22 protein-coding genes are annotated in these 22309 nt (G+C 52.1%); 8 read left to right on the top strand and 14 right to left on the bottom strand.

Features of this window, described 5'->3' with window-relative positions:
• Positions 1-125: 125 nt before the first annotated feature.
• The 4 genes from ACIDF8_RS06200 (at position 126) to ACIDF8_RS06185 (ending at position 5096) form a co-directional block, all read left to right on the top strand.
• A complete protein-coding gene (locus tag ACIDF8_RS06200; RefSeq protein ID WP_412009750.1) occupies positions 126-2909 on the top strand; it encodes an EAL domain-containing protein in 2784 nt (927 codons plus the stop codon).
• A gap of 206 nt (positions 2910-3115) precedes the next feature.
• Positions 3116-3814 (top strand): leucyl/phenylalanyl-tRNA--protein transferase, encoded by a 699-nt coding sequence (gene aat, locus ACIDF8_RS06195; RefSeq protein ID WP_412009749.1) that lies wholly within the window; start codon positions 3116-3118, stop codon positions 3812-3814.
• Entirely contained in the window at positions 3801-4529 is a 729-nt protein-coding gene (locus ACIDF8_RS06190; RefSeq protein ID WP_412009748.1) for an arginyltransferase, read from the top strand. Before aat ends, ACIDF8_RS06190 begins: the two co-directional genes overlap by 14 nt.
• Positions 4530-4544: 15 nt before the next feature.
• Entirely contained in the window at positions 4545-5096 is a 552-nt protein-coding gene (locus ACIDF8_RS06185; protein WP_412009747.1) for a hypothetical protein, read from the top strand.
• Between the two features lie 12 nt (positions 5097-5108).
• Here ACIDF8_RS06185 and ACIDF8_RS06180 read toward each other — a convergent pair whose 3' ends face one another.
• The 8 genes from ACIDF8_RS06180 to ACIDF8_RS06145 form a co-directional block, all read right to left on the bottom strand.
• Positions 5109-5756, bottom strand: coding sequence for a class II aldolase/adducin family protein (locus tag ACIDF8_RS06180; RefSeq protein ID WP_412009746.1), 648 nt, complete (start codon positions 5754-5756; stop codon positions 5109-5111).
• 1 nt (position 5757) lies between these two features.
• Entirely contained in the window at positions 5758-6840 is a 1083-nt protein-coding gene (mtnA, locus tag ACIDF8_RS06175; protein WP_412009745.1) for an S-methyl-5-thioribose-1-phosphate isomerase, read from the bottom strand.
• 271 nt (positions 6841-7111) lie between these two features.
• On the bottom strand, positions 7112-7912 hold the full coding sequence (locus ACIDF8_RS06170; protein ID WP_412009744.1) for a TatD family hydrolase: 801 nt from the start codon (positions 7910-7912) through the stop codon (positions 7112-7114).
• A gap of 4 nt (positions 7913-7916) precedes the next feature.
• Positions 7917-9008: a bifunctional diaminohydroxyphosphoribosylaminopyrimidine deaminase/5-amino-6-(5-phosphoribosylamino)uracil reductase RibD gene (ribD, locus tag ACIDF8_RS06165; protein ID WP_412009743.1), complete on the bottom strand. Its 1092-nt coding sequence runs from the start codon at positions 9006-9008 to the stop codon at positions 7917-7919.
• Between the two features lie 114 nt (positions 9009-9122).
• Positions 9123-9500 carry a hypothetical protein gene (locus ACIDF8_RS06160; RefSeq protein WP_412009742.1) on the bottom strand — a complete coding sequence of 126 codons (378 nt, stop codon included), beginning with the start codon at positions 9498-9500 and terminating at the stop codon, positions 9123-9125.
• A gap of 107 nt (positions 9501-9607) precedes the next feature.
• Positions 9608-10057 (bottom strand): transcriptional regulator NrdR, encoded by a 450-nt coding sequence (nrdR, locus tag ACIDF8_RS06155; RefSeq protein WP_412009741.1) that lies wholly within the window; start codon positions 10055-10057, stop codon positions 9608-9610.
• A 21-nt stretch (positions 10058-10078) separates the two neighbouring features.
• Complete coding sequence (gene glyA / locus ACIDF8_RS06150) at positions 10079-11326, bottom strand: serine hydroxymethyltransferase (protein WP_412009740.1); 1248 nt, start codon at positions 11324-11326, stop codon at positions 10079-10081.
• A gap of 367 nt (positions 11327-11693) precedes the next feature.
• Positions 11694-13730 carry an AsmA family protein gene (locus tag ACIDF8_RS06145; protein ID WP_412009739.1) on the bottom strand — a complete coding sequence of 679 codons (2037 nt, stop codon included), beginning with the start codon at positions 13728-13730 and terminating at the stop codon, positions 11694-11696.
• Positions 13731-13869: 139 nt separating this feature from the next.
• On the opposite strand from ACIDF8_RS06145, the gene iscX reads away from it, so the two are divergent.
• The 3 genes from iscX to ACIDF8_RS06130 are packed head-to-tail and all read left to right on the top strand — an operon-like array spanning position 13870 to position 15989.
• On the top strand, positions 13870-14064 hold the full coding sequence (gene iscX, locus ACIDF8_RS06140) for a Fe-S cluster assembly protein IscX (protein WP_412009738.1): 195 nt from the start codon (positions 13870-13872) through the stop codon (positions 14062-14064).
• On the top strand, positions 14065-15471 hold the full coding sequence (locus tag ACIDF8_RS06135; protein ID WP_412009737.1) for a phosphomannomutase/phosphoglucomutase: 1407 nt from the start codon (positions 14065-14067) through the stop codon (positions 15469-15471).
• A gap of 11 nt (positions 15472-15482) precedes the next feature.
• Complete coding sequence (locus ACIDF8_RS06130) at positions 15483-15989, top strand: retropepsin-like aspartic protease family protein (RefSeq protein ID WP_412009736.1); 507 nt, start codon at positions 15483-15485, stop codon at positions 15987-15989.
• Positions 15990-16032: 43 nt separating this feature from the next.
• Here the strand turns inward: ACIDF8_RS06130 and ACIDF8_RS06125 are convergent, their stop codons facing one another.
• The 5 genes from ACIDF8_RS06125 to ACIDF8_RS06105 all read right to left on the bottom strand — a co-directional run bounded on the left by ACIDF8_RS06125 (position 16033) and on the right by ACIDF8_RS06105 (position 20961).
• On the bottom strand, positions 16033-16593 hold the full coding sequence (locus ACIDF8_RS06125; RefSeq protein ID WP_412009735.1) for a hypothetical protein: 561 nt from the start codon (positions 16591-16593) through the stop codon (positions 16033-16035).
• Positions 16590-16964, bottom strand: a complete 375-nt coding sequence (locus ACIDF8_RS06120; RefSeq protein ID WP_412009734.1) for a putative quinol monooxygenase — start codon at positions 16962-16964, stop codon at positions 16590-16592. Before ACIDF8_RS06120 ends, ACIDF8_RS06125 begins: the two co-directional genes overlap by 4 nt.
• A gap of 26 nt (positions 16965-16990) precedes the next feature.
• Positions 16991-18544: a M48 family metalloprotease gene (locus ACIDF8_RS06115; protein ID WP_412009733.1), complete on the bottom strand. Its 1554-nt coding sequence runs from the start codon at positions 18542-18544 to the stop codon at positions 16991-16993.
• Positions 18545-18577: 33 nt separating this feature from the next.
• On the bottom strand, positions 18578-20209 hold the full coding sequence (locus ACIDF8_RS06110; protein ID WP_412009732.1) for an alpha-D-glucose phosphate-specific phosphoglucomutase: 1632 nt from the start codon (positions 20207-20209) through the stop codon (positions 18578-18580).
• A gap of 92 nt (positions 20210-20301) precedes the next feature.
• Entirely contained in the window at positions 20302-20961 is a 660-nt protein-coding gene (locus tag ACIDF8_RS06105) for a YoaK family protein (RefSeq protein WP_412009731.1), read from the bottom strand.
• Positions 20962-21156: 195 nt separating this feature from the next.
• Here ACIDF8_RS06105 and pqqA point away from each other — a divergent pair, with 195 nt between their 5' ends.
• Positions 21157-21228 carry a pyrroloquinoline quinone precursor peptide PqqA gene (pqqA, locus tag ACIDF8_RS06100; RefSeq protein ID WP_081624291.1) on the top strand — a complete coding sequence of 24 codons (72 nt, stop codon included), beginning with the start codon at positions 21157-21159 and terminating at the stop codon, positions 21226-21228.
• Positions 21229-21316: 88 nt separating this feature from the next.
• Here pqqA and ACIDF8_RS06095 read toward each other — a convergent pair whose 3' ends face one another.
• Positions 21317-22132: a sulfite exporter TauE/SafE family protein gene (locus ACIDF8_RS06095; protein WP_412009730.1), complete on the bottom strand. Its 816-nt coding sequence runs from the start codon at positions 22130-22132 to the stop codon at positions 21317-21319.
• Positions 22133-22309 lie beyond the last annotated feature (177 nt).

The raw sequence follows: 22309 nt of genomic DNA, 5'->3' as shown, positions 1-22309 counted from the left end.
AACTCGTTAAAATTTGCCCAGAACAGGCCACATTGGTTTAAATGATTGCAGTCGCTTGTAAAGCCATGTATAAACAAAGAGCAGTACGGGGAAATTAACTTATAAAATAATTACATTAAATAACAATGAAGCACTACACTCTATTTAAAAAAATCCTATTACCACTGACCAGCTTGGGGTTGCTGATTGGGCTGGTTTCTTTCGCATTTATTTTCAACGCACATTTAAACAATATTGACACCCAGGCCAGGGAAGAAACACAAAAACTGTCTAACCTGCTGATCACCGCAAAAACACTGGTGAGCGAACATGTGTTTTCCAGCATGGCATTACTCAAACAATATGGCTCACTTGAAGGCCCGCCCAATATTAACGGCACGACCTTAATGTTGGGTATGGAGGTGCCGAACTTGCAGTTTGGGGACACGCCACAAACGGGTAGCACGCTACTGGTCGACTCTGTGACCCGCATAGGCAGTGGTACCGCTACCATTTTTGTCAAACGTGGTTCGCAGTTTCTGCGGATTTCTACCAATGTTAAAAAAGCGGACGGCAGCAATGCGTTTGGCACAGAGCTGGATCCGTTTGGCAAGGCGATTGTTGCCCTGCAAAAAAATAAGACCTATTTTGGTGTGGTGGATATTCTGGGGGAATCTTACCTCTCACGCTATGAGCCCATGCAGGACAATCACGGCAATGTGATTGGGGCCTGGTATGTCGGTTATAAGCTTGATTTCAATGCCATTGACCAGGCAATCCGGCAATGGGGCTTCCTCAAAAAAGGCTTTGTCGCCATCACCGATGGACACGGCAATATCCGCTTTTTAACCAATGGGCTGACACGTCAGGAAGCTCAGGTCGCGCTCAAAGATAGCCAGCACCGCTGGACCAAGGTCACGCGGCAAGTACCTGAATGGGATTTCCAGATCAACATCCTGTATCCGACCAGTGAGGCTTACTGGTCGGCACTGGGCGCACTGTCGCCATTGATGATCATTACCTTTATTCTCACGCTAGTCGTACTGATTGCGATTGTCAGTGGTTTACAACGTTTTGTGTTAAACCCTTTGGGCGGCGATCCCGAAACCGCCAAGCAATTATTGATGCGGATAGAAAGCGGCGACTTTGCCGAGGACCACACCACCGCAACGCCTGACAGCCTGATCGCCAATATGCTCAAGATGCGCCGCCGCCTGCGCGAAATGGTGAGCCAATTGCAAGCCAATGCCAGCCGGCTCAAGGTGTCCTCCAGTGTGTTTGACCATGCCCATGATGCCATTTTCATTACTGATAATCATGGGCATATTATTCAGTGCAACCCTTCATTCAGCGTGGTCACCGGCTATGCGCAGCCAGAGGTCATGGGTAAAACCCCGGCACAACTTGGCATTGCCTACCAGCAACCGGAGCTATTTCAGACGCTCTATGATAGCCAAACAGGCTTTCAAGAATGGCAAGGCGAGGTCTGGAACCGTCATCAACAAGGACATGACTACCTGGTAGAGCTGGAATTATCACCTGTGCTCAACCAGTCGGGCGAATTTCAGCACTATGTCGGGCTGTTCTCCGATATCACACGCGCCAAGGAACAGCAAAATATGCTGGAACATCTGGCCTATCACGATGTGCTGACCCAATTGCCTAACCGGGTGTTATTTTCGAGCCGACTGCAACAAGCGCTACACGAAGCCGAAAGCCAGTCCACACTGGTAGCCATTTGTTATATTGATCTGGATGACTTCAAAATCGTCAATGATCAATACGGCCATGAGTATGGTGACCGTTTACTGATGCAACTGGCAACCCGGCTTAATGGCCTGCTAAAGCCGCAAGATACCCTGGCCCGGCTTGGCGGCGATGAGTTTGCCATGTTGTTGTGCGGGCTACGGACGGCGAATGACTATGCCCGACTGCTGAAAAAACTGTTAACGGCCATTGAAAAACCGTTCAAGGTAGACAAATTCAAATTCTCAATTTCGGCCAGCATAGGCTATACCTTATATCCGATAGACCGCAACCCACCGGACACCTTGCTCCGCCATGCAGATCACGCCATGTATCATGCCAAAACGCATGGCGGGCATCACTTCCACTTGTTTGACCTGGCCTCTGCGCAACAATCCCAGCAGCAGCAAGCCTTGCTCAAAGATTTGCTGCATGGCATCCAAAACAACCATATCCGCCTGGTTTACCAGCCGCAAGTTTGCATGCAATCTGGCGAGATTTTCTGCTTTGAGGCCTTATTGCGGTGGCAGCATCCGGTACGTGGTCTGCTCTACCCTAACGACTTCCTGACCGCAGTCGAGCATACCAACCTGATTGTGGATATTGGGAACTGGGTGATGGAAGAAAGCCTGCGCCAATTGAGCGAGTGGCAAAGCCAGGGGCTGGACACACAGGTCTCAGTCAACATCGCCGCCCAGCATTTAATGCATAGACAGTTCCCAGAGCTATTGGCTGACTTGTTTAAAAAATATGCCATGATCAAGCCGCAACAATTACATATTGAGATCACTGAAAGTGCGGCCATCAGCGACTTTGCCCGCGTCAACCGCGTGATCCAGCAATGCCAGGCATTAGGCGTTGGGTTCTCGATTGATGACTTTGGCTCTGGCTATTCCTCCCTGATTTACTTGCGCCGGTTGCCGGTTGATATCATCAAAATTGACCAGTCGTTTATCCATAACATGTTAAGTGACCAGGAAGACATGGCGGTGATTCGTGGCGTGATTACCCTCTGCCGCGACTTTGGCCGCAAAGTGGTGGCTGAAGGCGTTGAAAAAGCCGAGCAGGCGGAGATTCTGGCCCAGCTTGGCTGCGACTATGCGCAAGGGTTTGGTATCTCACGTGGCATCCCCGGCAATAAGGTTATAGAATGGACGAACAAACACAATCCATTTAAGTTCTAGTGCCTGGGCTGATGGGCGTGCGTGCGCAAACATTACCAGTTGAAAGCGCAAGCGAGGGCCGACCAACGGATATCCAGCCCTTTACAAGTATGGCCGGTTAAGCAAATGGCTAGGCTGGCCGCTGAAGCTGACGTTTCCAGCCCACCAACTTCAGCGGAACGGCGCAGCGGTGGGCTGGCACACAGACACTACAGCAATGACTGTTTATGCATGACAATTACTATCCCTTACCGGGCGGGCCAGTACTCATTCTCGCTGCAGACACCCCATTCCCGTCCTTGCAGCAGGCGTTGACAGAGCCCAACGGCTTGGTCGCCATCGGTGGCAGCCTGACGCCGCAGCGCTTGCTTAATGCTTACAGACAAGGGATTTTCCCGTGGTTTAGCCCTGGCGAACCCATCCTGTGGTGGAGCCCTGATCCCCGCATGGTACTCTTCCCACAAGCGCTGAAAATCTCCCGCTCGTTACGCAAAGTCATTCAGCAACAACCGTTCGAATTACGCATGAATACGCAGTTTTCTGCCGTGATGCAAGCCTGTGCGGCCGCGCCGCGCCCAGGGCAATCCGGCTCGTGGATCACCGATGAGATGATTGCCGCTTACAGCCAGTTGCATGCCTTAGGCTACGCCCACAGTATGGAGGCGTGGCAGGACGGGCAATTGGTCGGTGGCTGTTATGGCGTCAAAATTGGCCGCATGTTTTATGGTGAAAGCATGTTCCACCATGTCAGCAATGCGTCCAAGGTGGCATTTGCCCATTTGGTGCAATGGCTAATGACGCAACAAGTCGGTATGATTGACTGTCAGATGCATACACCACTGCTTGCCAGCTTTGGTGCTTATGAAATTCCCAGAGACCGGTTTATCGCAGAATTAACGCATTTAGTGCAATATGACCCTACCTAACGACGCGCCCCTGCAAAAATTACAGTTTTATGTGACCACAGCTTACGCCTGCGGCTACTTGCCAAAAAAACTTGCGCAGAGCCTGATCGCCACCCCGCAAACCCTGGTCGATGGGTCGGTGTACAGCGGCCTGATTCAGCAAGGGTTTCGCCGTAGCGGTAAATTTGCGTACCGCCCACATTGCGAACATTGTCATGCCTGCATTTCAGTCCGTTTGCCCGTTGATGTGTTCAAAGCAACCCGTAGCCAGCAGCGCGCATTTAAAAAGCACGCAGGCTTACAGGCCACCATTCGGGATGCCAGTTATAATGAAGAACACTTTGCCTTGTATCTGAGTTATCAGCAACAACGGCATCCTAGTCACGAGCCACCGGGCACGCCACAAGAAGATGAAGCCTCGCAATATCAGCAATTCCTGTGTCAGAGCAATGTGGATAGTGTAATGGTGGAATTTAGGGATGCGCAGCACACACTCAAAATGGTCAGCGTAATAGACATCGTCATGGATGGCTTGTCAGCGGTATACACTTTTTATGACACCACAGATCAAGCGAGTTATGGCACTTACAGCATCCTTTGGCAAATCGAGTGGGCAAAGCAACTGGGGCTGGACTACTTATACCTGGGCTACTGGATTGCAGACAGCCAGAAAATGGCCTACAAGCAGCAGTTTCAGCCGCAAGAAAAATTGATTGAGGGCGAATGGGTGCGTTAGCCACCTGCGCCTGTTATGAGCAGCCCTGCTTCATTCCGTATGCAACCCTTAACTGTACAATCTTTGGCCAAGCAGTTTTGCCATGGCCACTATGTGAATACCGTAGATGCGCGCTTGTGGCGGCAAACCTTTGAATATATCGTGCAGATGCAGGCGTTGCCAGGATTGGACACATCCTCAATTGCAGCCTTGTGGTCCCAATATGGCGGCGATTTGCGTGCCCTGATTAAAAATGACGCGCTGGTCCTCAGCGTGCTTAAAAAATGTTTGCCAAACGCGCAATCTCATCCCGCCAATGGCCTGACCCTGTACCGGGGCGAAAGCTGGTTCTTGTTTGACCAGGACCAGATTGGCTTTTGCTGGACACCATCGGAAGCGCTGGCCACCACTTATGCCAAAGGACTCAATGCGGTAGAGTCTGGCGGTGTGTTACTTAAATGTTTTGCACCCGCCGATGCCATTCTTGCAGCCCCCGCGACTGCGGGCGAGATTAAACACAACCTCTATATTTGTGATCCTGGACGGTTATTACGGCTGACCACGCTGGCGCTATTTCCCAAACCCTGACAATGGATTGGATTAGACTGGATCCCGCCACTGTCCATAGCCTTTAAATTGGGCATGCACCGCTTGCATTTGGGCCGAGGTCAGCAAGCGTGGCTCACCGATTTGCAGCAAACGCCAGTACTGCTCACAGAGGTTTTCCACTTCTACCGCCACAGCTAATGCATGCGGTAAATCCCGCCCCAGGGCAATCATGCCATGATGCGCCAGTAAACAGGCTTTACGCTCATGCAAGGCAACGAGCGCAACCTCAGACAAGGCCTGGGTCCCAAACAAGGCATAAGGCGCGCAACGGATAGTATCCCCTCCGGCGGTGGCAATCATGTAATGAAATGGAGGCACGTCGCGCCCCATGCAGGCAATCGTCGTCGCAAACATGCTGTGGCAATGCACTACCGCATTAACCTCTGGCCTGGCCTGCAAAATATCCAGGTGAAAACGCCACTCACTGGAAGGTTTCTTTCCTGCCTCAGCGCGGCCTTGCCAGTCCATATACACCATACTGTCCACATGCAGCTGCTCTGCCGGGACACCCGAAGGCGTCACCAGGAAACCATCCTCCAACCGCACACTGGCATTGCCTGAGGTGCCTTTGTTCAACCCGGTGAAAGCCATTTTCTGGGCAGTCTGTAGCAATTGTTGCGCTGGCGTAAGCTGAGTCATGTTAGCGTCCCAAACTTTCTGCGTTAAGCTGCGCTAACTGGTCTGGTGCAAACACACCACGCTCGGTAATCATGCCAGTGACCAGCCTGGCGGGCGTCACATCAAATGCAGGATTCAATGCCGGGCTTTCATGCGGAATCACCCGGATGCGCTGTATTTGTCCGGCGGTGGTCTGGCCTTGCATATAAGCAACTTCATCCGCATCGCGCATTTCAATCTCGATGTCTGCCCCGCGTGCAATCTGCCAGTCTATGGTTGGCGTGGGCACCGCGGCATAAAAGGGGATCTGCTGGTCAAATGCTGCCAGCGCTTTCAAATAGGTGCCAATCTTGTTGCACACATCGCCTTGACTGGTGACACGATCTGCCCCGACAATCACCAGATCCACCTGGCCATGCTGCATCAAATGCCCGCCTGCATTATCGGCAATCACCGTATGCGGTACGCCATGCTGCGCCAACTCCCAGGCGGTCAGACTGGCGCCCTGGTTGCGTGGCCGCGTTTCATCAACCCAAACATGCACCTTGAGACCAGCATCGTGCGCAGCGTAAATCGGGGCCAAGGCAGTTCCGCCATCGACCGTCGCGAGCCATCCCGCATTGCAATGGGTCAGGATATTGACGGCCTGATTGGCATTCACTGTTGCCTTTTCTGCAATCAAGGCTTTACCGTGCTGACCAATCGCCAGATTCTGTGCCACATCCTCATCGGCAATCGCTTGCGCAGCCAGCCATGCGGCCGCTGCACGTTGGGTAACGGCCAGCGGCATCAGTGCCTGTTGCATACGCTGTGCCGCCCAAGCCAGATTGACTGCAGTCGGTCGCGTGGCAACCAACTGCTTCACAACCGCCTGCAAATGTTCATCGCTGGCATCCTGCTGTATGCCTAAAGCCACCCCGTAAGCTGCCGCTGCGCCAATAAGCGGGGCACCACGGACTTGCATCTGGCGGATGGCTTGACACATTTGCGCCAAGGAAGTCAATTCCACGGTCACAAAATCAAACGGCAACCGCGTCTGGTCAATGATATAAACCGCATTGGCTTGTTGCCAAATGGTACGGAAATGTTGGGATTGGATAAGCATATGAAGGGCCAGGCAAAGCGCTGATCAATAATTGTAAAAGTTGTAAAACCACTTGCTTTTTTTGTAGGACAAACACCGTATTTTCCTATCCACAAAATCTGTGGATAACTTTGTGGATTGCTGTGTCTTAATTCCGTAACTTACCAATTTATAAGGACTTTTTCCAAAAGTTCATTTTTTAATCTATTTTTTTATTCAATAAAATCAATAGGTTACCGGTGACCACTATAATTGAAACACTTTCGACACATTCTTAAAGTGTCACTTTAAGTCATGTGCATAAATGAGCCAATTTTGGTAAAACTTGCATAGAATTTTTACCAGTCATTTCAATGAGTTGCGAAGCTTCCAAGCCACGCATAGCCGCCATTTCCTCCGCGATCTTTTTTAATTGATCCGGCGCATTTCTCCCCTGATGCCCGAGCCAGACCGGCGGAATATCCGGCGCATCTGTCTCCAAAACCAAGGTTTCCACAGGCAACTCTGCGGCCAGTTGCCGCAGTTTTAATGCGCGTGGCCAGGTCATGGCACCCCCAAAGCCCAATTTGAACCCCAAACTGGCAAAGATCTCGGCTTGCTGCTTACTGCCATTATAGGCATGGGCAATGCCGCCCGTTAAAGCATGCTTGCGCAAATATTTGAGGATGGTGTCTATGGCGCCGCGCACATGCAAAATCACAGGTAACTGAAACTGCTTGGCAATACGCAATTGCCCCTCGTACAACGCAAGCTGCTTAGCCTCATGTTCACGCGTCAGGTAAAAGTCGAGGCCAATCTCCCCAATTGCCAGTAATTGATGGGCCTGCGGGCCGCTTAGGACATTAGCGACAGTCTGTTCGAGTTGCGCCAAGGCATCCTCAGGCGCTTCAGTGACATACATGGGATGCCAGCCCAGTGCAAATCCAGCTTGAGGATGGCCTGCGCACCAGGCCATAATGGGTTGAAAGGTCGCCTGTGTCACCGCGGGAATCACCACCGACCGCACCCCCTGCGCCAAGGCAGCTTGCCAGACTTGTTCACGGTCAGGATCAAACTCGGCGGCATCCAGATGACAATGGGTATCGATCAGCATACTATTAGGGAATCAGTTTAGCCTGAAGACGGATATCTTGCCCGACCATCCTGAGATCGATGATCTCTAGCGATTGCACCTCGGACATCTGCGTCCATTCTGGCATGGCAAACATTCCTTGTGCAGGATGGCCCATCAGTTTGGGGGCGTAATAGAACAACAACTCATCCACACACCCATGTTGCAAAAAGGCCCCATTCAACGTTGCCCCCGCCTCCACCAGCACCTCGTTACAAGGCCAAGCCGTCAATGCCTGCATTACAGCGCCAAGATCAATCTGGCCTTGCGCATTGGGTGCATGCAGCGTGCGCACCCCCATTACTTGCAAGATTTCGAGTTTGGCCGCATCCCCTTGCGCATAGGCCACCAGCGCATGACCATCCTGCAATACCTTGGCGTCTATCGGAATGCGTAACTGGCTATCAAGAATGACGCGTAAGGGCTGGCGTGGCGTGTTGACCTCACGCACGGTGAGCGAGGCATTGTCTTTGAGGATGGTGGCGATACCGGTAATGACCGCACAACTTTGCGCGCGCCAGTGATGTACATCTTTACGCGCCTCAGGCGAGGTAATCCACTGACTGACCCCATTGGCCAGTGCAGTCCGGCCGTCCAGGCTGGCAGCCACCTTGAGCCTGACATAGGGGCGTTGTTGCGTCATACGTAAAATAAACCCTGGATTCAACGCCTTGGCCTGTGCTTCGCAAACGCCAACGGTGACGGCAATCCCCTGCGACTGCAACCGCGTGATGCCGTTACCCGCCACTAAAGGATTCGGGTCTTGCATGGCGATCACGACGCGGCTCACCCCGGCATTGACCAACGCATCTGCACAAGGGGGCGTGCGGCCAAAATGGCTGCAGGGTTCCAGCGTGACATAGGCCGTGGCACCACGTGCCTGCTCACCAGCGGCACGCAAGGCATGCACTTCAGCATGGGGTTCTCCGGCTTTAAGATGGGCACCTTCGCCAATCACTTTGCCCTGTTTAACGATGACGCAACCGACGCGTGGGTTAGGCGTTGTCGTATAAAGTCCCTGCGCCGCCAGGCGCAAGGCCCGGGTCATCCATTCAATATCTTGAGCACTGTGTCGCATAGACTGCCATCATACAAAAAAAGCCATGGTTGCGGTGGTTTTGTCGCGAGGTCAATCCGGAATCGGCGGGAGTTAGCACTGCTGTGCTGCGTAGTGGTCGATAAAGAATGAACGTTAATGAGAGGAGATTTGGCTATGCGTCAGACGACCATCCTGGTCAAAATAAATACGCAAAGCATGGTAAACATGCATGCATTTACCCAGGTCGTATTCCAGCGCGTTCGCATCTTCGAGGCTGGGCCGACCCAGCAAAGCCATTACCGCCTCTTTTTTGGCACCGCGGATCAGGATATGGTTTTTGAGATCGTAAGCCATGTCACCACGCCTACACTCGGTTTGCACTGTACTGGCTAATGAAATCCAGCGTGCCTGGTCAAACTTGTCACGGCCAAATACGGCCTCATCTTTAAATGCCCACCAGGTAAAAAACACGATGGTCAGAATCACGGTGAATCCGGCTAATACAATTGCCGACAGCTTGATCAGTTTCATATGCCCCCGCCTTCAAATGCAACGTTGATAGACCGTGTATGCTTAAAACAGAGACACGGAATGCATGGCCTTGACCCCAAAGCGATGTAGGCAGGCTAATGCGGTTGTCAGTTATCCAGATCACGGATGGCGTTATGAAAGTCGTCCACATCTGAAAAGCTCCGATAGACCGAAGCAAAACGGATATACGCCACCTGATCCATTTGTTTTAACTCTTGCATGACTGTTTCGCCCAGCAGGCGTGCCGGGACTTCGCGCGCACCCAAGCCAAGCACTTTTTGAATAATGCGGTCCAAGGCCTTATCCACATATTCGGTAGGCACAGGACGCTTGTGCAAGGCCCGCGTAAAGGAGAGCCGCAGCTTTTCGCGCTTGAACTCTTCGCGTGTCCCATTTTGCTTGACCACCTGCGGCAGATGCAACTCTGCCGTTTCATAGGTGGTAAACCGCTTGTCACACACCTGACAGCGACGGCGCCTGCGGATGGAGTTCCCTTCCTCATTGAGGCGGGAATCCACCACTTGCGTATCATCAGCGCCGCAAAATGGACATTTCATGGCTGTGGGTAGCCGGAAAAATTATTTGCCGTACACTGGGAACTGATCTGTCAAGGCATGTACTTTTGCCTTGGTCGCTGCGATCACTTCTGCGTTTTCCGGATTATCCAGCACATCAGCAATCAGGTTAGCCACTTGCTCGGCTTCGGCCTCTTTAAAACCACGGGTGGTGATTGCAGGGGAACCGATACGGATACCGGAAGTGACAAATGGGCTTTCCGGATCGTTAGGAATCGCATTCTTGTTCACGGTAATGTGCGCTTGGCCCAGATAAGCATCCGCGGCTTTACCGGTCAATCCTTTAGGACGCAGGTCTACCAGGAACACATGTGACTCGGTGCGTCCAGAGATAATACGTAAGCCACGCGCAGCCAGGGTGCTCGCCATGATGCTGGCGTTCTTCAACACTTGCTCCTGGTATGCCTTAAATTCTGGTTGTGCTGCCTCCAGAAAAGCCGTTGCCTTACCGGCGATGACGTGCATCAATGGGCCCCCTTGCAAGCTTGGGAACACGTTGGAGTTGAGGGATTTTTCAAACTCCGCTTTGGCCATGATGATACCGCCACGTGGACCACGTAAAGTCTTGTGCGTAGTTGAGGTCACAAAATCAGCATGAGGTACCGGATTAGGATAAACACCCGCGGCGATCAAGCCAGAATAATGCGCCATATCCACCATGAAATAAGCACCGACTTTTTTGGCGATTTCAGCCATTCGTGCCCAGTCGAAACGCAGGGCATAAGCAGAAGCCCCACCAATCAGCAGTTTTGGTTTGCACTCAACCGCGATACGCTCCATTTCGTCGTAATCAATCTCTTCTTTATCGTTTAAACCATAAGGCACGATATTGAATAATTTACCGGACAGGTTGGCTGGAGAACCGTGTGTCAAGTGACCGCCGTGGCCCAGGTTCATCCCCATCACGGTATCCCCTGGTTTCAGGATAGAGAAATACACAGCCTGGTTAGCTTGTGAACCGGAGTGTGGCTGCACGTTGGCATACTCAGCACCGTACAAAGCTTTCAGACGGTCAATCGCTAATTGTTCAACCTGGTCCACAAACTCGCAACCGCCATAAAAGCGTTTACCGGGATAGCCCTCAGCATACTTGTTCGTCAATTGTGAGCCTTGGGCTTCCATCACCGCTGGACTGGTGTAGTTTTCTGAAGCAATCAACTCGATATGCTGATGCTGACGCTCCACTTCGGAAGAAATCATTTGGGCCAAGGCCGGGTCTGCAACGCTTAAGTTTCTTGAAAAGCTAAACATGACGATCAAGTTTCCGTATCACAAAAATAAAGCGCGATTTTAGCATGAGGCGACCTCAGCATCCATCTTTAGCGATGTCCAGCAATTAATCAGTATTGATGATATCTCCTGTTTATTGAGCAATAAAACGCACCAAAAAGGTGCAAAATTCATTCACCCTAATGATCGCTCTTGCCCCAAAAAAGAAGGGGAAGAACTAACCTATTGATTTATATAAACTTACTAAAGTTGGCACAGCTTGTGCTTTATATAAACCGTAAGCGTATATCTCCAAAATCGCTCCCTAAACCCAACTTCGGTTGGGTTCTTTTTTTTTCCTCAAGCCAACCTAACAGATTTTACTTAAATGCATACGTCGCTTGTTTAATTAGTGTTGCCGCATTTTTAATTGCTGCAACGTTTTCTGACAGCCTTCATCGGTACTCGCACTTTCGCCAGGATCAATAAACGGCAGAATCGCAGCGAATGGATTAATCAGCGCGAGCAAGACGCCGCCAGCGACGCGTGCGGCAACAGGCCCGGGGCTAATCGACACCTCAGGAGCCACAAAGGGGCCCGTCACAAGGATGGGTGAACGCACGGTAAGCGGCGAAAAGTTTTTAGGGCTGGCTTGTAGTTTCAGATCGAGCTGTTCCTGACCCAAATCAATAGCCCCATTCACTGCGACGGTTGTCACCGGCGTATCGATGACGGCCGCTTCCGGGGTCAACACGCCCTGTTTGGCGCGCCAGCCCATCGCAGCACAATGCATGGGTAAAGACTGATCGCCTTTGATCATCACTCCGACAGCCTGGGCGATATCTAAACCGGCGGCTTCAATTAGCAAATGGGAAATCTCGCCCTGGCGTACCATCAAGGCAAGCTGGCCATCCAGTGAGCGCAACAATTCTGCAGTCGAGCGCCCACGGCCTTGCAGTTTGGCGCGCCCATTTAATTTTCCGCTGATATATGCAGGCGCTGCCTTGGTTTCACTGTCTTTGGCCGCACCCTTTACTGGCTTGTTATCAGGTTTAGGCGAGACCTTGAGCCACTGCTCCAAGCGGATGTCACGCACTGCCAGGGCAATCTCCCAATCAGGGGCCGGCGGTGGCGACAAATCTGTGTTTTGGGTATCACGGGCATCAATCGAGAGATCGCCGGTAAGACTTCCTTGGGCGGTCGTCGCCTCCAGCCCCGCCAAACTTAATTTGTTCTTTTGCAATAACAGCCGCAACTTAAGCGGTGAAATACGTTGCCGGAAGGCAGTTCCCAGATCGACAGCGTCAATATGCACATCAATATCTGCATTCATGCGGCCATAAGTGGCAAAATCCAGCGATTCATTTGGAAACAATTTGCCAGCATGCGGATCTGCCGCCGCAGGGGTAGACTGCGCGCCAAACGCGGGTGCCAAATCCGCAAGCATGAGTAATGACCCTTGCAGCTTGCCAGTCAACATGGGCGTTTCCGGCGCAAGGTCGTAAACAAACTGGCCAGACAGCTGACTTTTGCCGATGTGCGCTGAGGCCACATTGACTGCCCATTGCGAGGTATTTTTTTCCACCTCAGCCTTGATTTTGAAGCTTGGTGTCCTTGGAAAGGTCAGGCTTAATAAATCGCCGACATCTGCCAATGAGGCCCCTTTTACTTCAAGCTGGCCTTTGACACGCTGCGCACCTAGTACGTCATAAACGGCACCGCGGAAGGTGGCATGCACTGCGCCATAATTTAACCAGCCTTGTGAATTCACTGGTGGCGAATCACGGCCTTGGGTCGCAATGGGTAAAAATCCCTGCGTCACCAGCGACGCTTGCAAAGGCAGGCGACGGAAATGACCACTGACTTTAATCTGGGATTCAGGGGTTTTAAGATGCGCCCCCTCTTCGGTATAAAACTTTACACTCAGTTGGGCATCGGTGACCGCATCTGCAACTTTGGCCTGCCCTTGATTAACTGCAAGTTGTTCAATGATCGGAAACGGCCGTGGCGGACCGCCCTCTTCCAGCTCAAAATCCCAGCTGGCCTCCTTGTTGTCATGGCGAATCAAGTAAGCATTCAAACTGTCGGCACGAATAGACTCAATACGGTAGGGATCTCCTGGCTTGAGTGACCACAAATCCCGGTAGCGCAGGGCCAACGATACGCCATGCGCTTCAACAAAATAAGGGGCATCAAAGCCTGTTGGTGCGGCTATCTTCAACCCGCCTGCTTGTAGCCTGATTCCGCCTAAAAGCTGCAAATGAAAGGGTCGCTCTATGCTCACCGACCGCTGCAGCTGGTTTTGCAAAGCACTCTGCAAGGGTTGGCGCAAAAACGGCCAACCCAGCATTTCACAGACCATCACCACAAATACACAGACCAGAAATAAACCGCCCAACCCCTGCAAAAAACGGCTGGACCGCATTGTTTTATCAGCATCACTCATAACCCATTATGATGCCGGGTGACACACTGGCTGACCAGTACTATCAGTCTGACAGCGGTGTAGGTGGATTCTGTCAAACCCTGTGGGCAGTGTCAGTTATAATGCCCCCATCTTATCCTCACCCCTGGAGCGCACGACCATGAAATGGACCGACAGCCAGCGCATTGCTGAAGAGCTGTATGATCAACACCCTGACATTGATCCTAAAACCATCCGCTTTACCGACCTCATGCAATGGGTCATCGATTTGGAAGGCTTTGATGATGAACCCTCGCGCTGTGGCGAAAAAATCCTTGAAGCGATTCAACTGGCGTGGATAGAAGAAGCTGAATAAATGATCCCGTTACTGCCAGCGTCGATTTTTAAAGCCTACGATATCCGCGGGATTGTTGGCGAAACACTGACCGCAGAGATTGTGATACAAATCGGGCTGGCACTCGGCACATTGGCACAAACTCGCGGTGAGCACTGCGTCTGTGTTGGCTATGATGGCCGCTTATCCAGCCCGGCACTGGCTGCTGCCTTAAGTGAAGGGCTGATGCAAAGCGGTGTCAACGTGCTCAACCTGGGCATGGTCACCACCCCCATGCTGTATTTTGCAGCGCATTACCTGGCACAAACGCACAGCGGGGTCATGATCACCGGCAGCCATAATCCCCCGCAATACAACGGGCTCAAAATGGTCATTGCAGGCGAAACGCTGAGTAGCGACGCCATCCAGGCTCTCAAGCACAGCATCCTGCAACAGCAGTTTTACCAGCCCGATCAAGCTGGCACGCAAACGTTTTACGATATTTACCCCGCCTACCAGGCCGCGATTGTGTCAGATATCCAGCTTGCACGCCCGATGCGGGTCGTACTTGACTGCGGCAACGGCGTCGCCGGTGCCTACGCCCCAGCGCTATTCAAAGCCTTAGGCTGCGAAGTCGAGCCACTGTTTTGTGAAGTCGATGGCCATTTCCCCAACCATCACCCGGATCCGGTCGAAGCTAAAAACCTGCAAGACGTCATCCGTGCATTACACACAGGGCAATCTGAGATGGGCATTGCTTTTGATGGCGATGGTGATCGCCTGGGTGTGGTCACCCAGTCTGGGCAAATCATCCGCAGCGACCGCCAGCTCATGCTGTTTGTAGAAGATGTGCTCAGCCAGCAGCCTGGCAGCCAAGTAGTGTTTGACATCAAATCCAGCCGCCATCTCGCCCCCTGGATCCGCAAACATGGCGGTAAAGCGGTGATTTGGAAAACCGGCCACTCGTTGATGAAAGCCAAAATCAAGGAAACAGGCGCTGCAGTGGGCGGCGAGCTCTCTGGCCACTTGTTTTTTAATGATAGCAAGCAAGGCAAGCCGCGCTGGTTTGGCTTTGATGACGGCCTCTATAGCGCAGCCCGCCTGCTGGAACTGGTGAGCCGCAGTCCCGATGCCAATGCCTTGCTCGAAACCCTGCCAGACAGTGTCAACACGCCGGAACTCCAAATTGCCATGCAAGAAGGCGAACCGCATGCCCTGATTGCACAACTGCAACAAGCCGCGCAATTTCCAGGCGCGGTGGAAGTGATCACCATTGATGGCTTACGGGTTGAATATGCCGATGGCTTTGGCCTCATCCGCGCCTCAAATACTACCCCGGTGCTCACCTTACGTTTTGAGGCAGACGATGAGGCCGCATTGACCCGGATTCAACAGACGTTCAAACAACTGCTTCTCACTACACGGCCTGACTTGAAAATTCCTTTTTAAGCCTCCATTGAATGAGCATGCGACAGGCTACTCACAAAAAATACCTACGCGGGCGTGGCCTGCTCTATACCCTGCTCTGGCTAGTACTGGCGGCACTCATTTGGTTTCTGGTAGACCGCGTACAACACCCCAACACCCTGGAGCAAATCGGCCAGCAAAAAGTCGTCACCCTCAAACGCGGCACCGACGGCCATTACAGTGCAGATGCCCTGATTAACGGTGAACGCGTCCGTGTCCTGGTAGACACCGGTGCCACCGGCGTCGCCATTTCACAAAACGTGGCAGACCGCTTGGGCCTGGTCAGCCATGATGCCATTAGCACACACACAGCCAACGGCACCGCTGTGGCTTATCTGGTCAGGCTCAAAACCGTACAACTGGGGGGAGTTGTCGCCCACGATGTCGCTGCCACGATTTCACCGGGGCTGGAAGGCGACGCCCTGCTGGGCATGAGCTTTTTGGGGCGTATGGATGTGCGGCTCAATAAAGGGATGATGACGATACAAGCGGGTGAATAAACCAGATTAAAAATAATCACCTGGTAAAACATAATTATCGAGTTTAGTCGGGCGGGTTAAACCAGTTCTTGGTGAAAAAAAGATTATTCTCCAGTTTTTGGCTTAAAAAGCCTTCAAATTCCGGCTTCAAACAACATTGCACAAACGCCTCAAATAAGGTCAGAATAAAAGGCCCAACGGCATTTGGCATCATATAATTGACCCTGTAAGTATTCTGGCATATCCAACTTTTAACATTATGCTCATCAATGTCCTCAGCCGAGAATTTCTGTTTATATTGGATGATAGATTTAGCAAGGGTACTTGGCGCCTTTACCCCGTAATGCTGACTACAAAATCTCGCTGAACTTTTTGACCCCGCCTTACCAACCTTTAAGCACCTTTCACCGAACATAAAGACATAAATCGCCAATTTTCCGTGAGGTAGACAGGCTGGCGGCCTGTGATCAGACTGCTGGATAAAATCGACCAGAATATCGCTGTCGTTGATCTTAATACCCGCAAATTGTGCCGACTGAATGAAAGATGTTTTAATCTCATGGAATACAGACTCATAGCCAGCAATATCCCGACGAGGTGAATGATCAATGATTTCTTGAGTCATGAGTTGGAGTGCTTTCTCACCCCGTACTCCAGCACAAACCACTGCGGATTCATTCCGGCCAGAGGCGCTTTTAACTTGGCCAGTTCTGTTTCTGTCCCATGCACTTCTATGCGCAACAGCTTAGAGACCTCGCCCATTTCATGCAAAATCGGCCGCAGATTTTCGATATGCGCGAGCAGTGCTTCTGCATTTTCAAAGCCCTCGCGGCAATGCGCAAGTTCACCGTGAAAGCTAAAGCCGTAATACAAGCAACCTGGTTCACGGGATGACCAGCTGACATATTTTTCGCAAATGGCACGAAACGCCGCCGCCTGGCCAGGCAGGATTTCGAAGTAAGGAGAAACAGAGACGCAGGAATCGCTAGTGGCCATGGTGTGAGAAGAGGATTAAAGAGTGATTAATTAGCCAGTTCGGCGCCTTCAACAACGACACGGAAAAACTGCAAATCCGCCTGGTCTATGATGCGGACGCCGGTGGCCACCGAGCCGCGCTTGCCAGGCGTAATGCCCCCGGTAATCAGTAAAGAGCGTGTCTGGTTGACGAGGCGGCCACGGTCGTCATATTGCAACATGCGTACTTGCACGCGGCCGACCGTCACATTGCTGTTATTTTGCACCGCGGCGTAGACCATGCCGGTGTCATCAGCCAAAGGACCAGAGGGCAAGTAACGCCCCGGATGACGCGGTAAATCCAGGCGCATGGCACGGGCAGCCGCTTCTTTGCCGATCTCGGAATCGGAACTCGCAGCCAGTTGGTAATGCTGCAAAGCGAGTGCCGTCTCTCCGCGCCCTTCAGCAATCTGGCCCAGCAAGGCGTAGCCTGGTGCGGTCGGTAACAAGGCATTGGCTTTTTTCAAAAAAGATTCCGCTTGCTCTTTTTTACCGGCATTAAACAAGGCGATGCCACTTTGCACGTAGGGCTTGAAGTAGTCCGGTTGCATCTGGATCGCTTTGTCGTAAAACGCCAGCGCTTCGGTAGTGTTTTTCTTGGTTAAGGCAATGTCCCCCAGCAACTCCTCGAAACGTGCTTCGCGGGGCTCGATGCTGATGGCTTTTTTTGCCAAGGTTTTGGCTTTTTCGGTATCGCCTTTTTGCAAGGCCTCTTTGCCTTCATCATAGGCTTTGTAGGCCTCACGCGTCGCCATCAGTTTGGCCACTCTCTGTGCATACACCTCTTTGCCCATCTCTCCGCCAGCCCCCAGCTCAGCCAAGGTTTTTTCGTTGAGATCTACCCGCTCTTGCGAAGGAGGATGGCTAGCAAATAAGCCAGACAGGAAATCCTGCCGCTTGCCCTGGCTGAGCCGGACAAAGGTCTCTTGCAGTGTCACAGCCGCAGCAGGATCGTAGCCAGCCAACTTCATATACTTCATACCGTAGTGGTCCGCCTCGGACTCGGCATCGCGGCCATATTTGCTGGTGATCAACTGCCCGCCCAATTGCGCACCCCCGACCACCAGATTGGCATAGTTAGAGTCACGCGTCGCCAGGCCTACCGCCAGCATGGCGCCTTGCATAAACATGCCGCGCTCCATGCCTTTGGCACCATGCCTGGCCGCTGCGTGCACAATTTCATGCCCCAACACCGCTGCCAGTTCAGCTTCGCTATGTAGCTCGTATAACAAGCCGCGGTTAAACGCAATTTTGCCGCCCGGCATGGCCCAGGCATTGGGCACCGAGTCGTTGAGTACCACAAATTCATACGGCAAATCGGGACGGTCAGAAACTGCGACTAAGCGCTGGCCGACTTGCTGCACATAGCGCGTAAGCTCAGGGTCCAGCGTATAGTCACCGCCTTGCGATTGACGCGCCGGGCTATAATTTTGCTGGCCGATCTGGATTTCCTTGTCTTGCGAGACAAACTGGAACTCACGCTCTTTGGTGACCGGATTCACCCCACACGCCAACAGGCCTGCAGACAATATCAGCGGACAAAGTATGCTTTTCTTGATCATGATTACTCCAGGACTGCCCTGTAACCTTTTTGCTTAAGTAATCACCGTCGGTTGCTGGCGGCCGGTCAGCTGTGGCAGTTGCGAAATCTGATGCGAGACCGTAATCAGTTCAGCCAAAGCTTCCTGGGCATCGAGCTGTTGCTGTGCTGGGTCTTCGGTAAAGGCCTCCAGATAAACGCGGATGGTGGCGCCTTCAGTGCCTGTGCCGGATAAACGGATCACCACCCGTGAGCCGCAAGCAAACAGAATGCGCAAGCCCTGGCCAGTGCTGACCGAACCATCGACGGGGTCGGTATAGCTAAAGTCATCTACCGTGCTCACAGTGTAGCTGCCAAACACCTGGCCAGGCAGGCTGCCAAACTGGGCCTTGATATGCGCCATCACCGCATTGGCCTGCTCGGTGGGCACACCTTCATAGTCGTGACGGGAATACACATTACGGCCATAAGTTTGCCAATGTTTGCGCACCAGGGATTCGACGCTTTCGCCAGTGGCGGCCAACAGATTGAGCCAGCATAACACCGCCCATAAACCGTCTTTTTCGCGCACATGGTCACTGCCAGTGCCAAAGCTTTCTTCGCCGCACAAGGTCACGCGGCCTGCATCCATGAGGTTGCCAAAAAACTTCCAGCCAGTCGGTGTTTCATAGCAATCAATGCCCAGTTTGGCCGCCACGCGGTCAACTGCACCGCTGGTAGGCATGGAGCGCGCAACGCCAGCCAAGCCTTTAGCATAGGCCGGGATCAATTTGGCGTTGGCCGCAATCAGGGCCAGGCTGTCAGACGGGGTGACAAAAAAGTGATTGCCCAAAATCATATTACGGTCACCGTCGCCATCAGAAGCTGCGGCAAAATCCGGGGCCTGCGCGCCATAGGCGACTTTAACCAAATCTTCTGCATACGTCAGGTTAGGGTCTGGATGGCCGCCACCAAAGTTTTCGGAGACTTCGCAATTCATGAGGCTGTCGGCAGAAGCGCCCAGGCGATTGCCCAAAATTTCCTTGGCATAGGGCCCGGTCACTGCATGCATGGCATCAAACGTGAGCCGGTGACCATTTGCCAACCAGCGCTTGATGGCCGCAAAATCAAACATGCTCTGCATCAGGTCAGCATAGTCATGCACAGAATCAATCACTTCCACCACAAAGCCATCCAGGGTGGTGACGCCAATGCTGGACAAGTCCACATCCGGCAAGTCAGTGATTTTGTATTGTGTGATTTTTTTGCTGTTGGCAAAAATGGCATCGGTGATCTTTTCCGGGGCCGGTCCACCATTGCTTGTGTTGTATTTAATGCCAAAATCGTCATCCGGCCCGCCAGGATTATGGCTGGCAGAAAGAATAATGCCGCCAAAAGTCTGGTATTTACGGATCAGGTTAGAAGCCGCTGGGGTAGACAGAATGCCATGTTGGCCGACCAGCACTTTGCCAAAGCCATTGGCAGCCGCCATTTTGATAATGACCTGGATCGCTTCTTTATTAAAATAGCGGCCATCGCCACCCAGCGTTAAGGTTGCATTGACTGGAATCTCCAGCGTATCAAAAATACTTTGCACAAAGTTTTGCAGGTAGTGTGGCTGTTGAAACACGCGCACTTTTTTGCGCAGGCCAGAAGTCCCCGGTTTTTGATCAGAAAAGGCTTGAGTCGCGACAGTTTGAATCGGCATGATAAAGGCTTCGTGAAATGTAAAAAAATCTAAGCTTGATTGTATTACAAATTGGTGACAGTTTTATGTGTAGTCAGCGTTGCCTGCATGATTCAGGCTGAACGATGGCGCAAACTAAAATATAGCAGCGACAATGCCGCCACATGGCACACCGGCAGCCACAACGCATTAAAGTGCCAGGTCACAAATCCCCAGGCACCGAGCACTCCGCCACAAACAAAGCCGGTAATCAGCAACAAATAAAGAGTCAGCCGTCGTTTGTCCACCGCTTGGCCACGCAAACGCAAACCCAGCGCGATGCCGATATCGGTAAACAGGCCCGAGACGTGCGTGGTGCGCACCACCGCGCCGCTATAGGTGCTGGTCATGGCATTTTGCAGACCGCAGGCCGCCGAGGCCAGCCACTGCCCGCTATGCCAGCCAGTATTTAACAACAGGATAGCGCTAACCAGCAACGCAGCCTCCAGCCACAAGGCCCAATGATACTGATGCCCTAACTTGAGTGCCTCATGACCGATGACGACGCCACTGAGCATGGCGCCCAGCACAAAAAACAGCATCACGCACAGCAAGTGCAAGGCTTGTAACAAGTCGCCCTGCATGAGCTCAATAGAGAAAAACGTCGAAATGCCGGTGAGATGCGACACGGCCTGGTGCCTGAACCCTAACACGCCGACCGCATTAATAAAGCCGGCATTCAATGCCATTAAAAATCCGCCCCACTCTACCCAGCGCGGCAATCGCTGCATCATATCAACCTCGAATCACGCATAGCCCTGATACACTCATTCTACGCCTGCCCGGCGGCGTGTTTAATCAAACTACGTAAAATCATGAGCTGTTTTTACGGATTCGCTTCAGGCCAGGAATGAAACCCCTGCGTATAGTGTGAATCATACAAATACATCAATCATGATGCATTTAAACGAAAACTTAAGGAGACGATTATGTGGACTAAACCAGCTGCGACTGAAATGCGTTTTGGCTTTGAAGTGACAATGTACGTCATGAACAAATAATCAGCACTTGTATTTATCACAAGTTAAGCTGAACAAAAAACCGCCGGAGTCCGGCGGTTTTTTTATGCCTGAAACGTATATGCCTCAATCAAGCCAGCTGCGACCACAGCAACTGCAGGCTGACCGTGATCAGAAACAAGGCAAACACGCGTTTTAGCGTTTTAACGGGTAGGCGTTTGGTCAACGCCACGCCTAGCGGTGCAAACAACACACTCAGTGGCGTCAGCAAAAGCACGGCAGGTAAATAAAGCAGGCCAAAGGTTTCCGGGGCATGCACTGCCTGCCGCCAGGCATCTTGCAGGTAACTGACCGTGCTGGCCAGGGCAATCGGAAATCCCAATACCGCAGAAGTGCCAATCGCCTGCTTCACCGAAACATTACGCATGGCGAGATAAGGCACCGTCAAGGTTCCGCCACCTATCGACACCAGTGCAGACACGCCACCAATCAGCAAAGAGACCACGCCAATCTCAAGCTTGCCTGGCACTTTATGCTTGGTGGGTTTGCGATCCAGGAACAACTGCACCGCCGCAAAAAAGGTAAAAGTAGCAAAAAACAGCGTCAGATACTTCGCGTCCAAATGAATCGCCACCAGCGTCGCCAGCAAAGACCCCACAAACGCCATCGGCACCATGGCCCACACATAGGGCCAGACAATATTCTGGTTTTTATGATGCGCCAGAATGCTGGACAGCGAGGTAAACACGATGCAGGCCATCGAGGTCGCCAGCGCCATATGAAACGCCGTGTCGGCCGCAAAACCTTTGGCGATCAAAATGGCATGCAGCATGGGCACCAGCACAATGCCGCCACCTATGCCCAGCAATCCCGACAACACACCGACGATGACGCCTATCAGGCAAAACAGCGCATATTGCTCAAACAACAGTTGTAACCAATCCATGCCACACTCATTCAATCTAAACCGCGAAGTATAACGACTTTGGGGTCAACCGCTCACTAAAGTGTGAATTTCAACCCGCCCTCGGTCAGGGACCGTAATCTCTGAAAATCTATTGATGACAACCAATTTTACATTCCAAGCCTAGATATCTAACACTATCTACGGTATTGTTAAAAG

Origin of the sequence: Methylophilus sp. 3sh_L, assembly GCF_046766015.1 — a bacterium.
Taxonomy (GTDB): Bacteria; Pseudomonadota; Gammaproteobacteria; order Burkholderiales; family Methylophilaceae; genus Methylophilus.
The sequence above is the reverse complement of the archived record's forward strand: the minus strand, read 5'-3'. Positions and strand labels throughout refer to the sequence as shown.